Source organism: Aquabacterium sp. (assembly GCF_029946005.1).
Classification (GTDB): Bacteria; Pseudomonadota; Gammaproteobacteria; order Burkholderiales; family Burkholderiaceae_C; genus Aquabacterium.
This window is the reverse complement of record NZ_JAQSDR010000006.1, coordinates 1-17,354: the sequence shown is the minus strand read 5'-3', so window position 1 is coordinate 17,354 and position 17,354 is coordinate 1. Positions and strand designations below refer to the sequence as shown.

The 17,354-nt window shown below is 58.3% G+C and carries 11 protein-coding genes and 1 tRNA gene; 6 read left to right on the top strand and 6 right to left on the bottom strand.

Annotated features, from left to right (window positions below):
• Positions 1-39: 39 nt before the first annotated feature.
• From PSV38_RS20395 to PSV38_RS03190, 3 genes are all read left to right on the top strand, one after another.
• Complete coding sequence (locus PSV38_RS20395; protein ID WP_366526633.1) at positions 40-378, top strand: helix-turn-helix transcriptional regulator; 339 nt, start codon at positions 40-42, stop codon at positions 376-378.
• Positions 365-1,162, top strand: a complete 798-nt coding sequence (locus PSV38_RS03195; RefSeq protein ID WP_300544768.1) for an ImmA/IrrE family metallo-endopeptidase — start codon at positions 365-367, stop codon at positions 1,160-1,162. Before PSV38_RS20395 ends, PSV38_RS03195 begins: the two co-directional genes overlap by 14 nt.
• Before the next feature lie 412 nt (positions 1,163-1,574).
• Positions 1,575-2,315 (top strand): hypothetical protein, encoded by a 741-nt coding sequence (locus tag PSV38_RS03190; protein WP_300544765.1) that lies wholly within the window; start codon positions 1,575-1,577, stop codon positions 2,313-2,315.
• Positions 2,316-2,876: 561 nt separating this feature from the next.
• Here the strand turns inward: PSV38_RS03190 and PSV38_RS03185 are convergent.
• The 5 genes from PSV38_RS03185 to PSV38_RS03165 form a co-directional block, all read right to left on the bottom strand.
• The gene (locus PSV38_RS03185) at positions 2,877-7,349 is read right to left on the bottom strand and encodes an AAA domain-containing protein (RefSeq protein WP_300544763.1); all 4,473 of its coding nucleotides are present in this window, start codon (positions 7,347-7,349) and stop codon (positions 2,877-2,879) included.
• Between the two features lie 318 nt (positions 7,350-7,667).
• Complete coding sequence (locus PSV38_RS03180; RefSeq protein ID WP_300544761.1) at positions 7,668-8,684, bottom strand: hypothetical protein; 1,017 nt, start codon at positions 8,682-8,684, stop codon at positions 7,668-7,670.
• 221 nt (positions 8,685-8,905) lie between these two features.
• Entirely contained in the window at positions 8,906-10,408 is a 1,503-nt protein-coding gene (locus tag PSV38_RS03175; RefSeq protein ID WP_300544759.1) for a competence protein CoiA family protein, read from the bottom strand.
• Between the two features lie 808 nt (positions 10,409-11,216).
• Positions 11,217-11,753: an HAD domain-containing protein gene (locus PSV38_RS03170; RefSeq protein WP_300544757.1), complete on the bottom strand. Its 537-nt coding sequence runs from the start codon at positions 11,751-11,753 to the stop codon at positions 11,217-11,219.
• A gap of 3 nt (positions 11,754-11,756) precedes the next feature.
• Positions 11,757-12,278, bottom strand: a complete 522-nt coding sequence (locus PSV38_RS03165; RefSeq protein ID WP_300544755.1) for an HAD domain-containing protein — start codon at positions 12,276-12,278, stop codon at positions 11,757-11,759.
• Between the two features lie 704 nt (positions 12,279-12,982).
• On the opposite strand from PSV38_RS03165, the gene PSV38_RS03160 reads away from it, so the two are divergent.
• On the top strand, positions 12,983-14,755 hold the full coding sequence (locus PSV38_RS03160) for a DNA internalization-related competence protein ComEC/Rec2 (protein ID WP_300545538.1): 1,773 nt from the start codon (positions 12,983-12,985) through the stop codon (positions 14,753-14,755).
• Here PSV38_RS03160 and PSV38_RS03155 read toward each other — a convergent pair.
• Complete coding sequence (locus PSV38_RS03155) at positions 14,743-16,047, bottom strand: hemolysin family protein (protein WP_300544754.1); 1,305 nt, start codon at positions 16,045-16,047, stop codon at positions 14,743-14,745. The genes PSV38_RS03160 and PSV38_RS03155 overlap by 13 nt on opposite strands.
• Positions 16,048-16,110: 63 nt before the next feature.
• Between PSV38_RS03155 and PSV38_RS03150 the strand changes: the two genes are divergently transcribed.
• Both PSV38_RS03150 and PSV38_RS03145 read left to right on the top strand, forming a co-directional pair.
• Positions 16,111-16,935, top strand: a complete 825-nt coding sequence (locus PSV38_RS03150) for a symmetrical bis(5'-nucleosyl)-tetraphosphatase (RefSeq protein WP_300544753.1) — start codon at positions 16,111-16,113, stop codon at positions 16,933-16,935.
• Positions 16,936-16,967: 32 nt separating this feature from the next.
• Positions 16,968-17,054: transfer RNA gene (locus PSV38_RS03145), tRNA-Ser, on the top strand.
• Positions 17,055-17,354: the final 300 nt, after the last annotated feature.

The window sequence follows — 17,354 nt, the reverse complement described above, 5'->3', positions numbered from 1 at the left end:
ATTTTGTTCTGCAACCTCTGCTACTAGCTGGGAGTCCTCATGCCGCTTGGTTCAAAACTTGCGGAACTCCGCCTACGCAAAGGCGCGTCCTTACAGGACGTGGCTGACGCCGTTGGCGTTTCGAAGACCCATATTTGGCAGCTTGAGAAGGGCTCGAGTCAGAACCCTTCGATTGACCTAATTCGGAAGTTGGCGGACCACTTCAACGTGCCGCTTACGTTCTTGGCGGATGAGGATGGGTCAACTTCAGTTGCCGACGTTGAGGCGCAGCAATTTTTTAGAGATTTCCAATCTTTAGCGCCCTCCGAACAAGCTCTTTTGAAGCAGACTATCGAGGTCTTCAAAAATAGAAAGACCCAGGGAGATGGTTCAGCTTAACTTGATAGAACTCGCCGACCTTGTTCGGCCAGACCAGCTCGTCGCCGAAATCATTCGGCAAAACCCAAACCTTCCAATACCTGTGCCTATCGAGGAGATTGCACGTCTCTCGGGCATTAACCGAATTGAAGCGTTTTCAAGCGAAGGTTTTGAGGGAGCCCTCATTGCTAATGCAACGAAGTCAGCGGGCGCGATATTTTTCAGTGCGTTGAGTCCTCGGCCAAGGCAACGATTCACCATTGGCCACGAGCTTGGACACTTTCTTCTTCCTTGGCATCGTCAAACTTCTTTCAGTTGCACAGCTGAGGATATCGGGGGGCGTGCGAACAAAGAATGGGAAATTCAAGCAAATCAATTTGCGGCAGAGCTTTTGATGCCAGCGCAGCTGGTCAAGAACAAGCTGCACTCGCTGAAGGACCCGGAGCTAGCTCACATAGTTCAGCTACGTGACCAGTTCGGCACTAGCATGGAGATGACTGCTCGTCGGCTAGTCGAGCTCAGCGAGTACGCATGTGCTGTGGTCTTTTCTAAGGACAACACTATTCGCTACGCTGTCAAAAGCGAATACTTTGTAGAACGTTTGGCGGTGCGCAAGGGTGACCGCCTCCCCACAAAGAGTCCCAGCCGACAATCGGCTACCGACCCAGACGAGTGGTTTGAAATTGACTCGCATTGGTGGCTGACGGAGTCATCGAGTTCGAACCAGCCTGAATCTGTTTACGAACAAACACTCGTTCAAGAAAACGGCCATAAGCTGACTTTGGTGACCTACGACCCAGAATAGGCAGGAAAAGGCCGGGGCTCGGTCGACTACTCCTACTCGAACGCCTGTGACGATGGTTGCTGGTGCTTCTCCGCCGAACTGCAGCAGGCGAAGAAAATTGATACGTTGGAGTAAGCGGTTCGCTTTCTTCAAAAGCTTTTCGTCAGCAGACGCCCGTCGCAGGACCCCGTCTCCGACAAGCTGAAGCAAAGCGCTTCGAGCCCCTTCGAAATCTTGGTACAGCCACGGGCTGAATGTGACCACTACATGTTTGCCCGTGTCGGGCACAGTTGCGGCCCAAGCCTCGCCGCGTTTAGCTTCACAACCGACAATTTGCCCGAGCCCCGACCACCCCCGACACGCCAATGGAAATTGGAGCGCCTTGGGTTTACTGGCCTCGTCACCTGCCGCTTTGCCAAAAATTTCCAGACTCTTGGAAATTGACAAAATGCTGTCAAAAACTGCCAATTGGGCTTCGGGGTTCGCCAGGGGCATCCCAAAGCCGTTAGCGGCCAAGCAGCTTCCGTGCTTCCGCTATGACCAGCCCACGCCACCCCGGCGCGTCTGGGTCGACGCTGTACTTCTCCCGGACCATCTTCTTTGCTTCCTGTTCAACGCGGGCAATCTCTTCAGCAGTAGGGGGCCGACGACGCTCTGCCTCTGCCCTTCGACGCTCGGCCAGCTCATGGGCGGCTTGTTCGACTTTGGCTTGGTGCTCCTGTCGAAGCCGAGCCTGCTCCAGCAGGGCTTGATGCTCGGTTTCGAACTGGCAAATCAGCCGCTCCGTGTTCTCGGCCAGCATTTGACGCTCGTCTGCGGTCAATTCTCGGCCCTCACCACTTCCGTACCGCGGGTTGGTCTCGACGAGGTGGCTGAACAACCGGCCGAAACAATCAGAGCCGTACACACCCAGAGCGCCTTCATCGTGGCGAACAACGTGGATGCGCCGGTAGACCCCATGGCCACAGCCTTGGGCTTGGCAAACAACCCTGTCGGCTTTCTCGACGCCGACGACCGCGAGCAGCTTTCCGTTCATTCTGCCGACTCAAGCGCGCTGAGCGCCTCGATGAGTAATTCGTTCGGACACCGCCCCACGTGGAGGTCTTCGGCACACTCGTACTTGGCTTGGTTGCAATACCAGGACAGAGAACCCATCAATATGCCCGTCCTGTGACCAAAGCTTGATAGGCCTCATTCGCCCTTGATGCAAGCTTTACCCTAGACAGATTTTCCTCTTCAGAGCCGAAGCCCGTGGCCTTTGGCCTTGAGGGGTCGACTAGCTTGCAGCGCGCTTGCTCTACCAGTTCCCAGGACGCGTCCGTCTTAACGCCAAGCACCCGTGCGGCTTCAGCCAAGTCCATTGTGGGCTTAGCGACCTCATCCCTCTTGGGAGGTGCCGCCGGCCGAACCGGGGCCACTGCTGACCTCGATGTTGGCGTAGCGGCGGTTGTCGCCCGAACAATCGGTGGTGCCACCGGAGCGCCCCGTGGCAAGTCCTCTCGAGTGGGCGTTCTCGGAGGTGTCAAGCCCAATTCAGTTTGGCGTGGACCCGCGGCTGCAGCTGGACCAGTTTGGGCGAGAGCTTCGTTGACTTTCGATAACAGGCCTGCAGCTCGATTGGTGGAACGACACTCCAGCTCTGCGGCCAGGCTCTTGAGGCGTTTAGCGTCAGTTTGACCGGCAGCGAACAGCTCCTCCAGCTTATCTATTCCAAGTTGTGCGAGTGGTCGGTCCATCAGGTGTTCTCTCCCTCAAACTGCTTGCTGTTAGCGATGTCCATGGGGTCGACTTCTTTCTTGGTCACCCAATGTGAGGTGTCCTGCTCCTCGTCTTCCATGGGCTCAATACCCAGCAAGCCCAGGTTCGTTCGAAGGTCTTCCATCACTTCCTTGCGTCTGCGCACGAAGCTGGATGCAAAGCATCGCCAGAACACCCAGCCTGCCCGCTCAAGAACCCGCTGGCGAGCCATGTCTTCGGACCATTGGCCAGGTCCATGGAACCGGTCACCATCGCACTCGATGGCCAGTCGCCGACCTTCGCGCCCTTCGACCACGAAGTCGATGCGAAAACCTCCACAAGGAACCTGCGGCCGAACGCGAAAACCTCGCTTGGTCAGCTCATCGAACATCTCAAGCTCAAAGCCGGATTCGCACAGTTCCCGGCTCGCTTTCACGCCCTGAGAATCCTGAGCAAATGGCAAGCGGAAATGGCGAAGCAAGCGACCACTCAAGCTGTCCGGTGGAAAGGCATCATCCCCAACCGAGCGGAACAGGTAGGTTCGGTCCCGCGCGCGGGATAACGCCACATTGAAGCGCTGTTGTTGGCCCAGTGTGTTGGCCGCGGTCTTGTCTCCGGGCTGAAGCACCATGGACACCAGCATGATGTCTCGCTCGCGGCCTTGAAACAAGGGTGGCGGACCCACGGTAATTTCGCGGGCAACCACTTCCTCGGCGGGAACCTTGTCGGCAATCAGGTCGTGGATGAGTTTGGCTTGCTCCGTTCCCAAGAGCGTTACCACGCCGAGGCTGCGGCCTCCCAGGCGGTCGTCCGCAATGATGGCCAAAATCTCATTGACGATGGCTTGAGCTTCTGGCGGGTTGGCGTCTCCCTTGCGGTAACCACCCTTAACGAACACGTCGACGAGCGGCGGGTCGAGGCGTTCGCTGGCCTTAGGCACACGCAGGGGAACGATTTCGTGCTCGTAGAACTCGCGCTTGGAGTACTCGATGATGGCTGAGACGCAGCGGAAATGCTCCTTGAGCATCACCGAATTGCCAGCAAAGATGACTCTGGCCAGGTCGTAGATGGACGAGTCCGGCGTCATGTGCTTGCCGTGCGGCTGCGCGTCCAGAAAGCGCCGCTGGATGTCCAGAATCTTCTGCTCGGGAATGCCGACCACGGAAGGGGAGACCTGCTTGTGGTCACCCACCACCAAGAGTTTCTTGCCGCGCAAAAGCGCAGGGAGCGCCCAGATGTCCGACTGGGACGCCTCGTCGATGACCACCAGGTCGAACAGGCCCATCTCCGGCGGCAGTGTTTCTGAGACGCGCCACTGGGGCAGCACCCAGCACGGCACGGCCAGATAGGCTTGCTTCATGGCCTCGCGCGCATTGCGCCGGTGACGCACGGCACGGATGCCGGTGCCCGAGCCCATCGATTGGATGGACGTCAGATAGCTTTGCAAAGCTTGACGGATGCTGGAAGGCGAATTGTTGTAAACGCCCAGCCAGGTCTTTTCCGCCACCAAGTCCTGGTAGGTCTTGGCCAGCGTGGAGGTCAGAGTGCGACGCTCCTCAAAGCGGGCGCGCAAGCGAGAGTGCACGTCGATGCGCTCCAGCAGGCTGAGCGCCAAACGCCATGCCCAGGCATCGCGCCAGTTCAAGGGCAACAAAGGGTCGAAATCAACAGTTGGCGGTTGCATCAGTAGACGCTGAGCCCATTGCGTTGCTCCGGACTTGGTCAGTGCCACACAGCACTCTTCGATGACGTCGAACTGTGGTTTGAGCGCGTTGAGCCGCTTCAGTTCATCGATAGTCGACACCCACTCTTGGCGCAGAACTGACTCGTCCAGGTCGGGATTGCCAATTCGGTTCTGCAAGAAGGCTTTCAACTGGCCGGTGATGTCGCCTGACTTGCCGTCCAGCACCGCCAAGTACTCCGACACCTTGCCCATGGCATAGCCCAGGCGCCCCTTATCCAGCTGGGCAAGGAGGCTGTCAACCAAGCCCGCGAGGGAAATTTCGTAGTCGTCACCCAGGTCGTTGGCCATTCTCGTTCCAAAGACGGCTTCAACTCGGCCAAACAGCTGGCGCTCGACCGCATAGACCAGCTCATGCGTATGGCCCACGAATATCAATTGGTCGTGCGCGCGCTTGATGCCCGTATCCAGCCCAACCGAGGCCTCAATCTCCAGCCCGAACTCAGTAGCTATGGCGCCGAAGCGTGCAAGCTCGCGCCGCGAGTCCAGGCGCCATTGAACAGCCTCCTTGACCTGAGCCCAAGCTTCTCTGGTCGGCTCCGAGCCAGCTACGCTGACCGCAGCCACCAGCTTGCGAGCCTCCGCTTTTCCGAACGGCAGGCCGAACGCACTCTTACCCTCCAGCAGCCTGTCCAGGGCGACCAGGAAATCTACGTGCTGCTCCGCCCCTGGGGGCACGTCGACGGCCTGCGCCACCAGCTGTTTGCGCAGGTCCTCAAGCTTGGCTACCTTGTGCTGCAAGGCCATCAAGCTCAAAACAAGGGTATCGCCTTGCTCGGCATCGCGAAATCGCGTCAGCAAGCCGAAGCCGCGGGCTTTAACCTTGCTGAGTTGTTCGAGGTAGTGCGTGAGGTGTGTGAGCAGTTGGTTGGCTTGTTCAAAAGTCTCGAAGGACGAGTCTTTGAGCGCATGTACCACGCCCTTCGCGACCTGCTCCTCAATGGTCTTGGCCCGGACGATGTCTTTGTGCAGAGCACTCAAAGGCTCCCATGTAGGCAGGTCTGCGGCCAAGGGAAGAGCGGTGCCGATGTAGCCGAGGTCTGCGAGCGCGTGGATACGCGCCTTGCGGAGCAACGCGATATCGTCATCGGTCAGCGGAGGAGTTTGCGAACCGTGCTCGGGTAACTCGTCATCGAACCACTGGAAGTCGTCCATCCGGGACATGACCAGCTTGGCCAGGTCCTCGGGCGTGACCTCTTGACCCTGGTAGACATACTTCTGCATGTTCCGGGAGGCATCTTTGGAGATGGCTTGGTCCACCGCCGAGATGCGTGCATGCAGTTCGCCGAGCTGCTGCTCCAGGGTGGCGATGTTGGCCTGCAGGCGCATGGGCTGTAAGGCAGAGACCTCTGAGGCGATTTTCCCGATGGAGTGCTCGAACTGGCGCATGCCTTCCTTTTCGTCGGACAGCAATGCCACGCTCAAGGGACGGATTCGCTCGGGCAGCTTGTTTTGCAGGACAGCTAGCGCCGTCTCGCCCTTGGAGGTCACCAGCACGCGCTTGCCCTGCGCCAGGTAGTGGCAAATCACGTTGGCGATGGTGTGAGTCTTTCCAGTGCCCGGGGGGCCTTGAACCACGACTCCGTTGTTTGACTCCAGCTTGCGGATGATGGAGACCTGTTCCTCGTTGTAAGGCATCGGGAAATACAGCTCTCGAACGCCAGCGCCAGAGGCGCTGGTGGACAAGCCACGGAAGGCGACCTCCTGGCGCGTCCGGACCTGAGCGTCACCAGGCCGAACAAACTCCTCTATTACGGCAGGCACCTGCGCACCGTCTTCGACCTTCTTCTTGAGGCGGCGCACGTCCTCCAGGAAAACATCAGCGGAACGCTTCCTGGCAAAAATCACCCAGGTGTTGGTGAGGCAAAGAACGTCACGGGCCGTTGGCACCGAAAGGTCATCAGTTCGGCCCTCATAGCGCCCCGATGGGTCCAGGTTGGCGACGGCCGCTTTCAGGATTGGCTCGTAAGTGTCCGGACTGAACGGGCTCAGTGGCGTGGCCAGCTTGGACTGAGTCTCCTTCCACAGCGCCTCCAGCGGCATCACACCAGGCAGCTCCATCTCTGCATAGCAGTCCAGTTCAATCTTGGAGTCAGCCTCCCGAGGACTGATTTCCAGGGCGAAGGTCCGAGAATTGAGCCTGATTTCGCAGGCCTGGGTTAGCAGAGGATGCTCGACCTTGGATGGAGAACCCGCCTTCTTCCAAGATGCCATTCCAACACCCCAGACCAGCTCAATGGGGTTTTCAACGCCGTCCATCGACAGCGTCTGGTTGAGCACAAAGAGCTTGTTGTACAGGGAGATTGTTTTGCGCCGGATGGTCTCGACTAGCTGCCACGGTTCCCAGTGAAATTTAAGGTACCAGTCAAACAGCTCTGGCAATTCTGGCTGGTCGGTCAGGAGCTCTTCGCCGACCTGAGTCTTGCCGTTCATGACCGGAAGGGATGACAGCAGAACAGGCGGCTTGGTCAGCGACTGACTGAGGGTGACCCAGCCAACCAGCTGCTCTGGCAGCGAGGGAGCCTTCAGTTCTTGAAGACGAGGAACGCGCAACCAAACGTCGCCGTCGGGTTCCTGTAGGTTGACCTGCAAATCGGGCAGACCTTTGAGGTCAACCTGATGGCTGGCAAAGAACTCTGTGGGGACGACATAGACAGGCTTTCGCTTGAGCTTCTCGGCCTCCTCGATATACGTCAACAGGTCCAGGATGCTGGCCGAGTGTTCGCTCATTGCTTGTCTACTCCCATTCACTACTGGTGGACATGGTATCGGTAGACGGCGCTTAAGTCGCTTTTCGTGGCGTGGCCACCATTGATTCACGGGGGCCCGTGATGCCAACATCTGGCGCACGCTGTTGGTGTGCACATTTTTCCTCCTCTCAAGGTCCTAGCAAAAACCTGAAGAAGGAGAGCAGGCGGGGTCTTTGCAAATCACGGCGGCTACGCCTTAGCAGCTAACTGCGCTTGCTCGCGCAAATGGTTCGTTCGAGGCAGCATCAGCTTAAGGTGCTACCTCTTTCCACACGCGTCCGGAGGACGGGTCGCGCCTCTAGTCCCTCAATGCGGATACGGTATCCACTGCTTCTTGAGCGACCTTTGCAGCCGATGACTGAAGCATGGTGAGTGGGTAAGTTCCGACGACGACCCCTTGATATGAAACAACGTAGCCTCGAATGGGCCCTGTGACGGCGGCCGCTGATTCAATGGCTTCTTGAATTGAGGAATAGCCTGCACCCGTATCCATTTCGTTAGGTCCAAACGAAAGGCGAAATCCATAGAGACCAGCATCGATTCGCTCGATATCGAGCTCCATGATGACCTTGTCACTTGGCGTCGACTTCGGAAGACTGGTGTTAGCAATTTGGACAAGATGCCCAGCTGCGGATGCCTGCTCCCCAACAGCTGCCGTAGCATAGGTAACCTCACCATCCACCAAGGACTGGCGCACATCATCCATGTCAATGAACTTGCCTTTGAGCCATATGTACATGGGCGGAAAGAAGGAGCGCCTAAGCACTCGCGCAAAGGCTTCCGTCAGCGTTTCTGGCGTGTCTGGCCCCGTGTACTTGAAGAGGCGCACATCCATGTAGAAATCCTGTGCTCGCTGGAGCAAGGCATCACCGGAATAGACGTCCACCAGGGACTTCCCCGTCTCGTCGTCCTTTGCGTTGACAAAGAGTCTCCACACGTCGCTGGCGGCGAACATCCACGCTTCGCCGCATTCGACCACGTTGTCACCGGGATTGAACGTCTCAGCGTCTTTGACGTCCAGCGCGAATACAAGCCCGGACTGAAAGGCCAACCCGGACGTCCCTGCAATGGAAGGATTTGCCCTTGCTTCGTCTTCGAGATATCCAAGCAGTGATTGGGGGAGGGTGAGAGGCGAGGCTCCAGCGGACTGTGTCTCAGTTAGGCAGAGTGTCAGGTGCTTCCAACTGCCATAGCCCTGGTCTAGGGCAACTGAATCTAGAGCCTTTGCGAGGGATGTGCCTGTCTGCTTTCGCAGGGTCTTCGCAAGGCGCTTAAGCTTCTCGGCAGCAGTGGCCGTTATCGGGATTATTTTCAAGGTGCGCTCCAATCGTTGAAGCGGAATAGCTCAGTGCCCACTGCCAAGTTCCGCTGAACGTGGATGCAAAAAATAGAAAATACCTAATGTCGTTCCGGCGAACCAGATGGGCCATGGTGGGCAGCGTGCGTCGACAAGCGCATCACCGAAGTGTATCGGCTTGCATGCGACTAACACCAACCCCGAAATGAGGGGGCAATTGCATTCAGGGTGAATGCCCGCTAGGGCCGTGCGAGTTCCGTAAAACCGACACTTAAAAAGAACCTTCGCAGTTCCGCAGCTCCGATGCCAGGTGAGTTGCCGCTCATGTAGTACATGATGGTTTCCAAGGGCTCTTCATTCTCTCGTACCGATGGCAATAGACCTGGCAGCCTTGTCCATGGTTGCGACGAACCGTGAATAGTGGAGAACACATCGGCAAGAGTTTCAGTCTGCTCTCTGCTTGGCCATTCCTTGCGCCACCTTTGCCGAAGCCGTCCTAGCGTCCTGTGGTCCAGAGCGAGCTCCTTTGCGGCTGAGAAGTCGGCAGTTGCGACAAGGAACTCAGACCTGGTGTGTCGATGCAAGATTGCAAGCTTTTCTAAACTTGACAAGTAGTCCTTCACTGCGGATGTCGGACTTCCACGTCCTCCCACGACGCTCGATTGAAATCTGCCTGCAAGCCAGTCCAGTACGCACTCAACATTGACCTGAGGCTCTTTCCTTCTTATCGCCGTGTGAATCAAAGAAGCGAAAACTGCTGCTTGCCATACACGTGGTTGAGCTGAAGTTCCCCGCGAGGCTCTAACTTCCATCGTTAAGAAGCTCGGCAATTCATCCATCTCAATACCGAGATAGCGAAGAACTCGTGAGAGCTTCTGCTCATTTGAGAGTGCGGCGAATTCGGCTGTCCTTTGTCGGCGAGCCTGCTCCTTTTGGCCATGCTTCACGGTGTGGGGACGGTTAGAAATCTTTAGCTGGGCTTTTTCCCTGGCCTCTATGTCTGCTTGAGCTTTAAGAGCGGCTTGCTCCCTGGACCACTCAAGTCGCTCGGTAGACAGGTCATTCCTCAACTCAATCTCGAGAGCTTCCTTCAGGGGGCCAGCGTCTGGATGAAAGAGCCAAGTTGTTGCGGACGGCGTTACGAATAGGCGTTGAGCTAGCGCAGTAAAGTCGATGACCGTCAAGTCTGAAATGTCCACTTCAATCGCGGCGATGCCTTGGTTCCTGATGAACGCCAACTTCGTTTCGTCAACGAAATGAGTGAAGGCAATCTCGACGAGCAGCTCGAATTCGTTACCGTGAACGACTAGGTCTGGCCGTATTTTTCCAATTGCTTTCTCCACTTGCACGCGCGACAAGTGAACCGTTCCGCCTGGATGAAGTAGCGCCGAGCGGCTTAGGGCTGTCCGTCGCATTCCGTAAGCCGTTACCTCGATATTTAACGGCGGCAATACAAGTTCCTGCCGTTCTTCAATCAACTGCTTGGCCGCGAGATGCAACGCACTTTCTAGGCCGCCCTCGCAACCGGTGTTTGCAGCGTGGGCAAAGTGCGGAGTCATCTTTCCGGCCGCTGCGTGCTTTGCAATCAATGGGCCGCCGCAGCCAGGGCAAGAACAATCGCAATCGGTACCTAGCGGAACCTGAAGTGGTTCGACGAGCTTTCCCCCGTGAAGCCCGAACGGAACCTGAAGTGAACTTGAAGCGCCCCGCTTCGGTATTTTTGCCGTGGGTATGAGGTCCATGGAGGTCAATGAGGGCCGTGGTGGTTTAGATGGCAATATTCAGGGGCCAGCCGCTATCGTTTCTTTCGCGGATTCTTTGCTTGCAGCCTGTTTGGCCGCCTCACCAGTTTACGAATGAAGTGACTGTCTGGATAGTCATACAAGCCTGCCGCTACTCCCGCCTCCCGCGGAGAAAGGGCTGTCTCGTGTTGCCGTGTCCGTTCTGCTAGGTAGGCGTCGACTGCCGAGGACCGAATGCGTCCATGTCCCGCGTCGTCCGTGACCAGTTCACCTAACTTTCCTGCGCTGCAGAGCATGGATACGTAAAGCAGGCTGGTCTTCAACTGGGCTGCAGCCTCAATTTTGGTCAAAAGCAAATCGTCGCCGTGCACGACCGTGGCCACCACCGTCTCGGTCAAGCCGGCGCCGGAGCTCTTCTTCCGTCGAGTAGGGGGATGTTTCATGGTCCTAAGAATTGAAGTTCTCTGAGATGGCTGCGAGTCGATGGTCTAGCCACCGTCGGCAGAAAAAACCAAATTGCACATGCGGAGCGCCTAGTAAGAGGCGTAGACGCCGCACTGGCCGCACATAAAGACCATCACCAAGCCGCCGGTCTGCGACCAACGAAGCCACGACGCTTCGTAGTTGGCGCCGCCATCCGGCAGCGTGTGAAGCCGTTGCTTCCTTGAAGGTGCGTTTGATGGCATGGCTTCAGCAGCTTGGCTACAAATATGCCGAGAGAAGCATATTGATGCGCCCTGTTGGAGCGTGAGTTTGCCCGGCTAACCTTCTCGGAGCGATGTCGTCTGCCGCCTGCCTGCAGTCCGTTTCAACCATCGCGCTGCTTCCTTTGCTGCCGCCTTGCTGGTGTCGTTAGCGCCTGTGCTACCAAAGCAAGATGGCCCTCTTGAAGTCCAACATTTTCGCCACACAAGACGAGACGTTTTGCTCTGTCATGCCGTGAGCGCTTCAAGCCGGTGCCGCTGCATTCGTCGTCAAAAATCACGTAGGGCTCGCCGTCGTGAAAGTTGCTGAGCCAACTATCAATTGCAGCAACACGTTCCCACCCGCGGTTCTGAGTCGCGGACCAGTGCTCTTGGAGAGAGGTAGAGACCAACTCAAGGCCGGTGCGACTGAACAGGCTCTCGAAGCCCTCACGGTCCATCAGGCGAAGCCAGGAAGTGGTGAGGACAACTTGGGGCTGGTACGCTTTCAGCACTTCAAGAAGGAGCGTCGTGCACTGCGGCGCGAAAAGCCGTTCATACAGGTCTGAAGGCTTGTTGGGCGCAAACACGTCGTATCCGCCGTAGGGAGCGTTGAGGCAGATGACGTCGTCGAAATCGAGGAACAGAATTGGCCTCTTCATCGTTCAACCACGGCTGCGGTACTTCACCGCCATACGTGCCTTCAACTCGGCGATAACGGAGGGTTCCGCGCATCCATATCTCGGGTCAGTAGCAACAAAGTTGGGAAGATTTTTGTCGGGCCAGCCATCGGTGATGTCGTCAATAGCGAGCCAAGTGGACGGGCACCGCCGGGTAACGTCCGCCAGCACCTGTTGGGGTCGCGTCAGCTGTGCGAAGACGCCGCGCTGCATAGCCGAGTGGTATGTGGCTCCCACCACCCGCTCAGCGAGCTCAGGAACCAAGTAGGACCTGGCTCGGGTGAAGCCCAGTATCCGAACCCACGTTGTCGACAAGACAATCCGCACGCCCGGGTAGGGTTCAAGCAATTCACGCAAGAGGTTGGAATTCTCGAAGAGGTGGTGCCCTGCGTACTCGTCTCCCAGGTATTTGCCGCGATGCCTGTCCCGGTACACGCCCTCCGGATGCAGCACGCCGTCGTAGTCCAGGTAGAGAACCTCTTTGCCAACGCCACCAAGTACTTTCATATTTTCGAAAGTTGAGCAAGTCGAAAGTTACATATAAGGCATTATTGTGTCGTATGCGACATGTTCGCGCAACCTCTCATTTCGCTAGGCTTTGCGAAGAGCACTGGGATTCGCCCACTGCGACCAGCGAATGTGCCGCGCGGATTTTTCCGCCATCGGGAGTCGAGCGCCTCGCTGCGAATCACGTCGCCAAGATGGAGCGGAGTAAGACGACCGTTCGAAAAATCAAGGGCTGGCTGCCCGCTATATCCCGAGGGTGAAGCGCGGCAGACGTCGGGCGAGACTGAGCCTCTCAGCAATCTAACGGTGGTTCAAAGTCATCGCACCTCCGAGCCATACGTATTCCTCGAGGAGCCGTTGAGCGGCAACAACTATTTGTCAGCAAGAACTTGCGGCGAAACGACTATTTGTAATCGCCTCTGTGGAAGCCGCGCCAATGCTGGCTTTGAGCGCAACTGGAAGTTCACGGCTGTCAAAGAGCAAGTTGGTAGAGGGGCGGCAAGCTCCTTCCACGCCACTTTGACGTTCACTTGCAGAAACGGTGCATGGCCAGCCGGGTCAAGCAGCTCAACGCCTGCTGGTCGATTGGAACCGACTATTTGCGGGCAGGTCGCTTTTGGCTCCCAGTCTGGAAACGACTATTTGTCGAAACAGTATTTGGAAACGACTGTTTGGCAAGAAAACGACTTTAATGCCAGCAACCAATCGACCGTGAAGACTGGGATGTCTTTCGGAAAACTTCCATCGCGCATTTGATCAGCATCAGCGGTTTGCACATTGCCATGGTGGGCTGGATGGGCAGCATGCTGTTGGCCCGCTTGTGGCGGCGGAGCCCGTGGCTGATGCACCGTTGGCCTGCGCCGGTCGTGCAACTGGTCAGCGGCGTGCTGGTGGCTGCGGCTTATTCGCTGCTGGCCGGCTGGGGCGTGCCAGCACAACGCACCGTCTGCATGATGGCCGTTTGGGCACTGTTGCGCATCGGTGGCCGTCCCTGGCCCTGGCCACCGGTCTGGCTGGCAGCGGCGGTGGTGGTCACCGTGATGGATCCCTGGGCCCTTTGTCAGGCCGGCTTCTGGCTGTCATTTGTTGCGGTGGGTGTGCTCATGTCCAGCGGCACGGTGCTTGAGCCGACCATGCCTGGCGAGGCGTCATGGCGCGCACGCGCCTCGAGCATGGTCCAATCCCTGGTGCACACGCAGTGGTTGACCACCTTGTCGTTGACACCTTTGGCGGCGGTGTTTTTCCAGCAAGTGTCGGTGGTGGGCTTTGCCGCCAACTTGTTGGCCATCCCGGTGTTCACCGTGTTGATCACCCCTTTGGCGCTGGGCGGCGTCGCCTGGCCGGCCTTGTGGAGTGTGGCCGCGTGGTTGGTGTCCATGACCGTCAAAGTGTTGGCCTGGATGGCCCATTGGTCATGGGCTGCCACCCACGTGCCCATGCTGCCCATGGGCTTGTCGGCGCTCGTGGTCCTGGCAGCCGGGGCTTTGGTGCTGCCCGTGCCCTGGCGCTGGCGTCTGGCAGGTTTGCCAGCCTTGCTGTTGCTGCCGTTCTTGCCAGGCCAATGGTCGCTGGTGCCGCCGCCACTCCCTGGCCAGTTCAGCGTCGTGGCGGCAGATGTGGGGCAGGGCACTTCGGTGCTGGTGCGCACGGCGCGGCATGCCCTGGTGTTCGATGCGGGCCCCAAGGTGGGCGATCAAAGCGATGCGGGCCAGCGCGTGGTGGTGCCCTTGCTGGTGGCCTTGGGCGTGACTCAGCTCGACGAGCTGATCATCAGCCACCGCGATGCCGACCACGTGGGCGGCGCAGCCTCGGTCGTGCGGGAGGTGCCGGTGATGTTGTTGCGCTCATCCCTGGAAGACGAGCACCCTTTGCGTCAGACCATGGTGGACGGCCAGCTTTTGCGTCATCGTCGGTGCGAGGCAGGCCAGCATTGGCAATGGGATGGCGTCGATTTCACCGTGCTGCACCCCCGTGCGGAAGACTATGAGAGGCGTGTGGATCTGTCGACCAACGCCTTGTCCTGCGTGGTGAGGGTTCAGGCCAAGGCCTTGCCCGGGCGCGAGGCCGCCAGCGTGCTCCTGGCCGGTGACATCGAAACCCAGGAAGAGGCCGACGTGGTGGCGCGAGCTCGGGCATCGGGTGAAGGGCCTGCTGCAAGTCTGCGCAGCACGGTTTTGGTCGTGCCCCACCACGGTAGTAGCACCTCATCCACCGAGGTGTTCCTGGAGGCAGTGCGCCCGACACAGGCCGTGATCCAGGTGGGGCGGCGCAATGGCTATGGCCACCCCTCGCCCGAGATCGTGGCCCGTTACGACGAGCGGGGTGTTTCGCGTGTCGCCACGCCCGCGTGTGGTGCCTTTTTGTGGAACAGCGGGGATGCACCACTGGCGCAACCCCAGGCGCTCAAACTGGACCCCGCACAGCACCTTCACGTGGGCGAATGCTGGCGTCAGCGAACCAGACACTACTGGGACTGAAGCTCATCTTCGGGCAGGGGAGAGGCCAGCAACTTGTCGATCCGTTTGCCGTCCATGTCCACGACCTCAAATCGCCAGCCATCCCACTCGACGGTGTCGGTGGTTTGCGGCAAACGGCCCAACAACATCATCACCATGCCGGCCAGCGTGTTGTAGCGGCCTCTGTCTTCATCGGGCAGCGCCTTGAAGCCCAGCCGGTCCTTCAACTCAGGCACGGGGATCAGGCCATCAATCAACCACGAACCATCCTCGCGTTGCACCGCCCAGCTGTTCTCGTCCTGCGGCGTGGTGAACTCGCCCGTGATGGCTTCCAACACATCGCGCAAGGTGATCACACCCTGCACTTCGCCGTACTCATCCACCACGAACACCATTTGCACCGATGAGGCGCGGAAGTGGTCCAGCAACTCCATGCCGGACAAGGTTTCTGGCACGAACACCGCAGGTTGCAGGCCCAGCGCCAGATCGTTGCTCACCCCCTGAGTGATCTGGTGCAGCAATTGTTGAGCCGTGATCACCCCGACCACGTCATCCAGGCCACCTCGGCAGACTGGATAACGCGAATGCCCATGCAGCGCGATGATTGCCAGGTTTTGCTTCATCGATGCGTCCAAGTTCAGCCACGCGATGTCGCTGCGCGGAATCATCATCGAGCCCACCTGGCGATCGTCCAGGCGGAACACATTGCGCACCATCTGGTGTTCATTGGCCTCGATCACACCCGCGTCCAGTCCTTCTTCCAGGCTGGCATTGATTTCTTCTTCGGTCACGCCTCGGCCACCGGTGTCATGCACGCCCATCAGCTTTAACAGGCCTTCGGTGCAGGCGGTCAGCAAGTACACAAAGGGTTTGGTCAGGCGCGACAGCCACTTCATGGGCTGAGCGACCAAGCGGGCCACGGGTTCCGGATACATCTGGCCGACCCGCTTGGGTACCAGTTCGCCAAAAATGATCGTGATGAAGGTGATGATCATCACCACCAGGCCAGTGGCTGTGATGGCGGCCACGCTTTCACTGAGGTGAAATTGGGCCTGGAGCCACACCGACAAGCCACCCGAAAACGCGGCGTCACCCACGATACCGTTCAGTACCCCGATCGAAGTGATGCCAATTTGCACGGTCGACAAAAACTGAGTGGGGTTGTCGTGCAACTCCATGGCCACCTTGGCGCCAGCATCGCCGGTTTCGGCCATCACCTGCAGCCGTGCCTTGCGGCTGGCGGCCAGGGCCATCTCTGACATGGCGAATAAGCCGTTAAGGATTGTCAGAAAAATTAAAAGCGCAACGTCCATGTGGGGCGCCGGGCAAAGCCGGGCCATCAATTTTCACCGCCGAAGCGTAGCAGAATCGGTGCCATGATCTATCTCGTTGGCGACTTGCAAGGCTGTTGTGACCCTCTTGAACGGTTACTGGCCACGATTGACTTCTCTCCCTCGCGGGACCGGCTCTACTTTTTGGGTGACTTGGTGAACCGCGGGCCCGACTCTTTGGGTGTGCTGAAAAGGCTGCGCAGCTTGGGCGATTCGGCGGTTTGCCTGCTGGGCAACCACGATCTACACCTGCTGGCCGTGGCGCATGGCGTGCGTAAACCGCACAAAAACGACACCTTGGACAGCATTTTGTCGGCCCGTGACCGCGATGACTGGCTCGATTGGCTGCGGCTCCAGCGGCTGGCGGTCTGGGAGCACGGCTGGTTGATGGTGCATGCCGGTGTAGTGCCTCAGTGGGATGCCGACCAAACAGTGGCCTTGGCGGGTGAGGTTGAATCGATGTTGCGAAGCCCCGACATTGGCGATTTTTTGAACGTCATGTATGGAGCCCAACCCAACCGCTGGCAAGACGATTTGCAGGGTCCTGATCGGTGGCGTTGCATTGTCAACAGCTTGACGCGACTGCGGTTTTGCGCAGACGACGGCACCATGGAATTTGCCACCAAGGATGGGGCGGGAGAGGCTCCTGAGGGGTTCTCCCCCTGGTTTGAATTGCCCGGGCGGCGCACGGCTGACACACCGGTGGCTTTTGGGCATTGGTCCACCTTGGGCTTGATCAACACCGATAAGTTGCTGTCGCTGGACACAGGGTGCGTGTGGGGCGGCCAACTGAGTGCGGTGCGCATTGACGGCGCCCAGCGCGAGTTGATCCAGATCGATTGTCCGCAGGCGCAAAAGCCTGGAAAATAGGGCTTGGCTTGGCTTACAATGCAGCCCTTCTAGGAAGTGTGGCCGAGTGGTTTAAGGCTCTAGTCTTGAAAACTAGCGTAGGGGCGACCTTACCGTGAGTTCGAATCTCACCGCTTCCGCCGATGTCCTGCCAGTGTCCCCAGTCTTTCGGCCCAGAACGGCAGTTCATCATCTGGTGTCCCATCCCAATGCGCGTTTACTGCCGCCATCACTGTTGTGATCGGTAGCCCTGTCGCGTCTGAGATGCATGCTATTGCTACGTCGGGAAGACGGCGGCGTCCGGATTTGTAGTTTGAGAATGCTGTTCTCCCCAGACCAAGCGCTTCTGCGGGAGTGTCAGGATTTCTGTGTGTGAGGCGGGGTTATGAATCAGTTACTTCGTTGTCTTTGGGCCCCTGCCAGGCCGCCGGAGGCGCCCC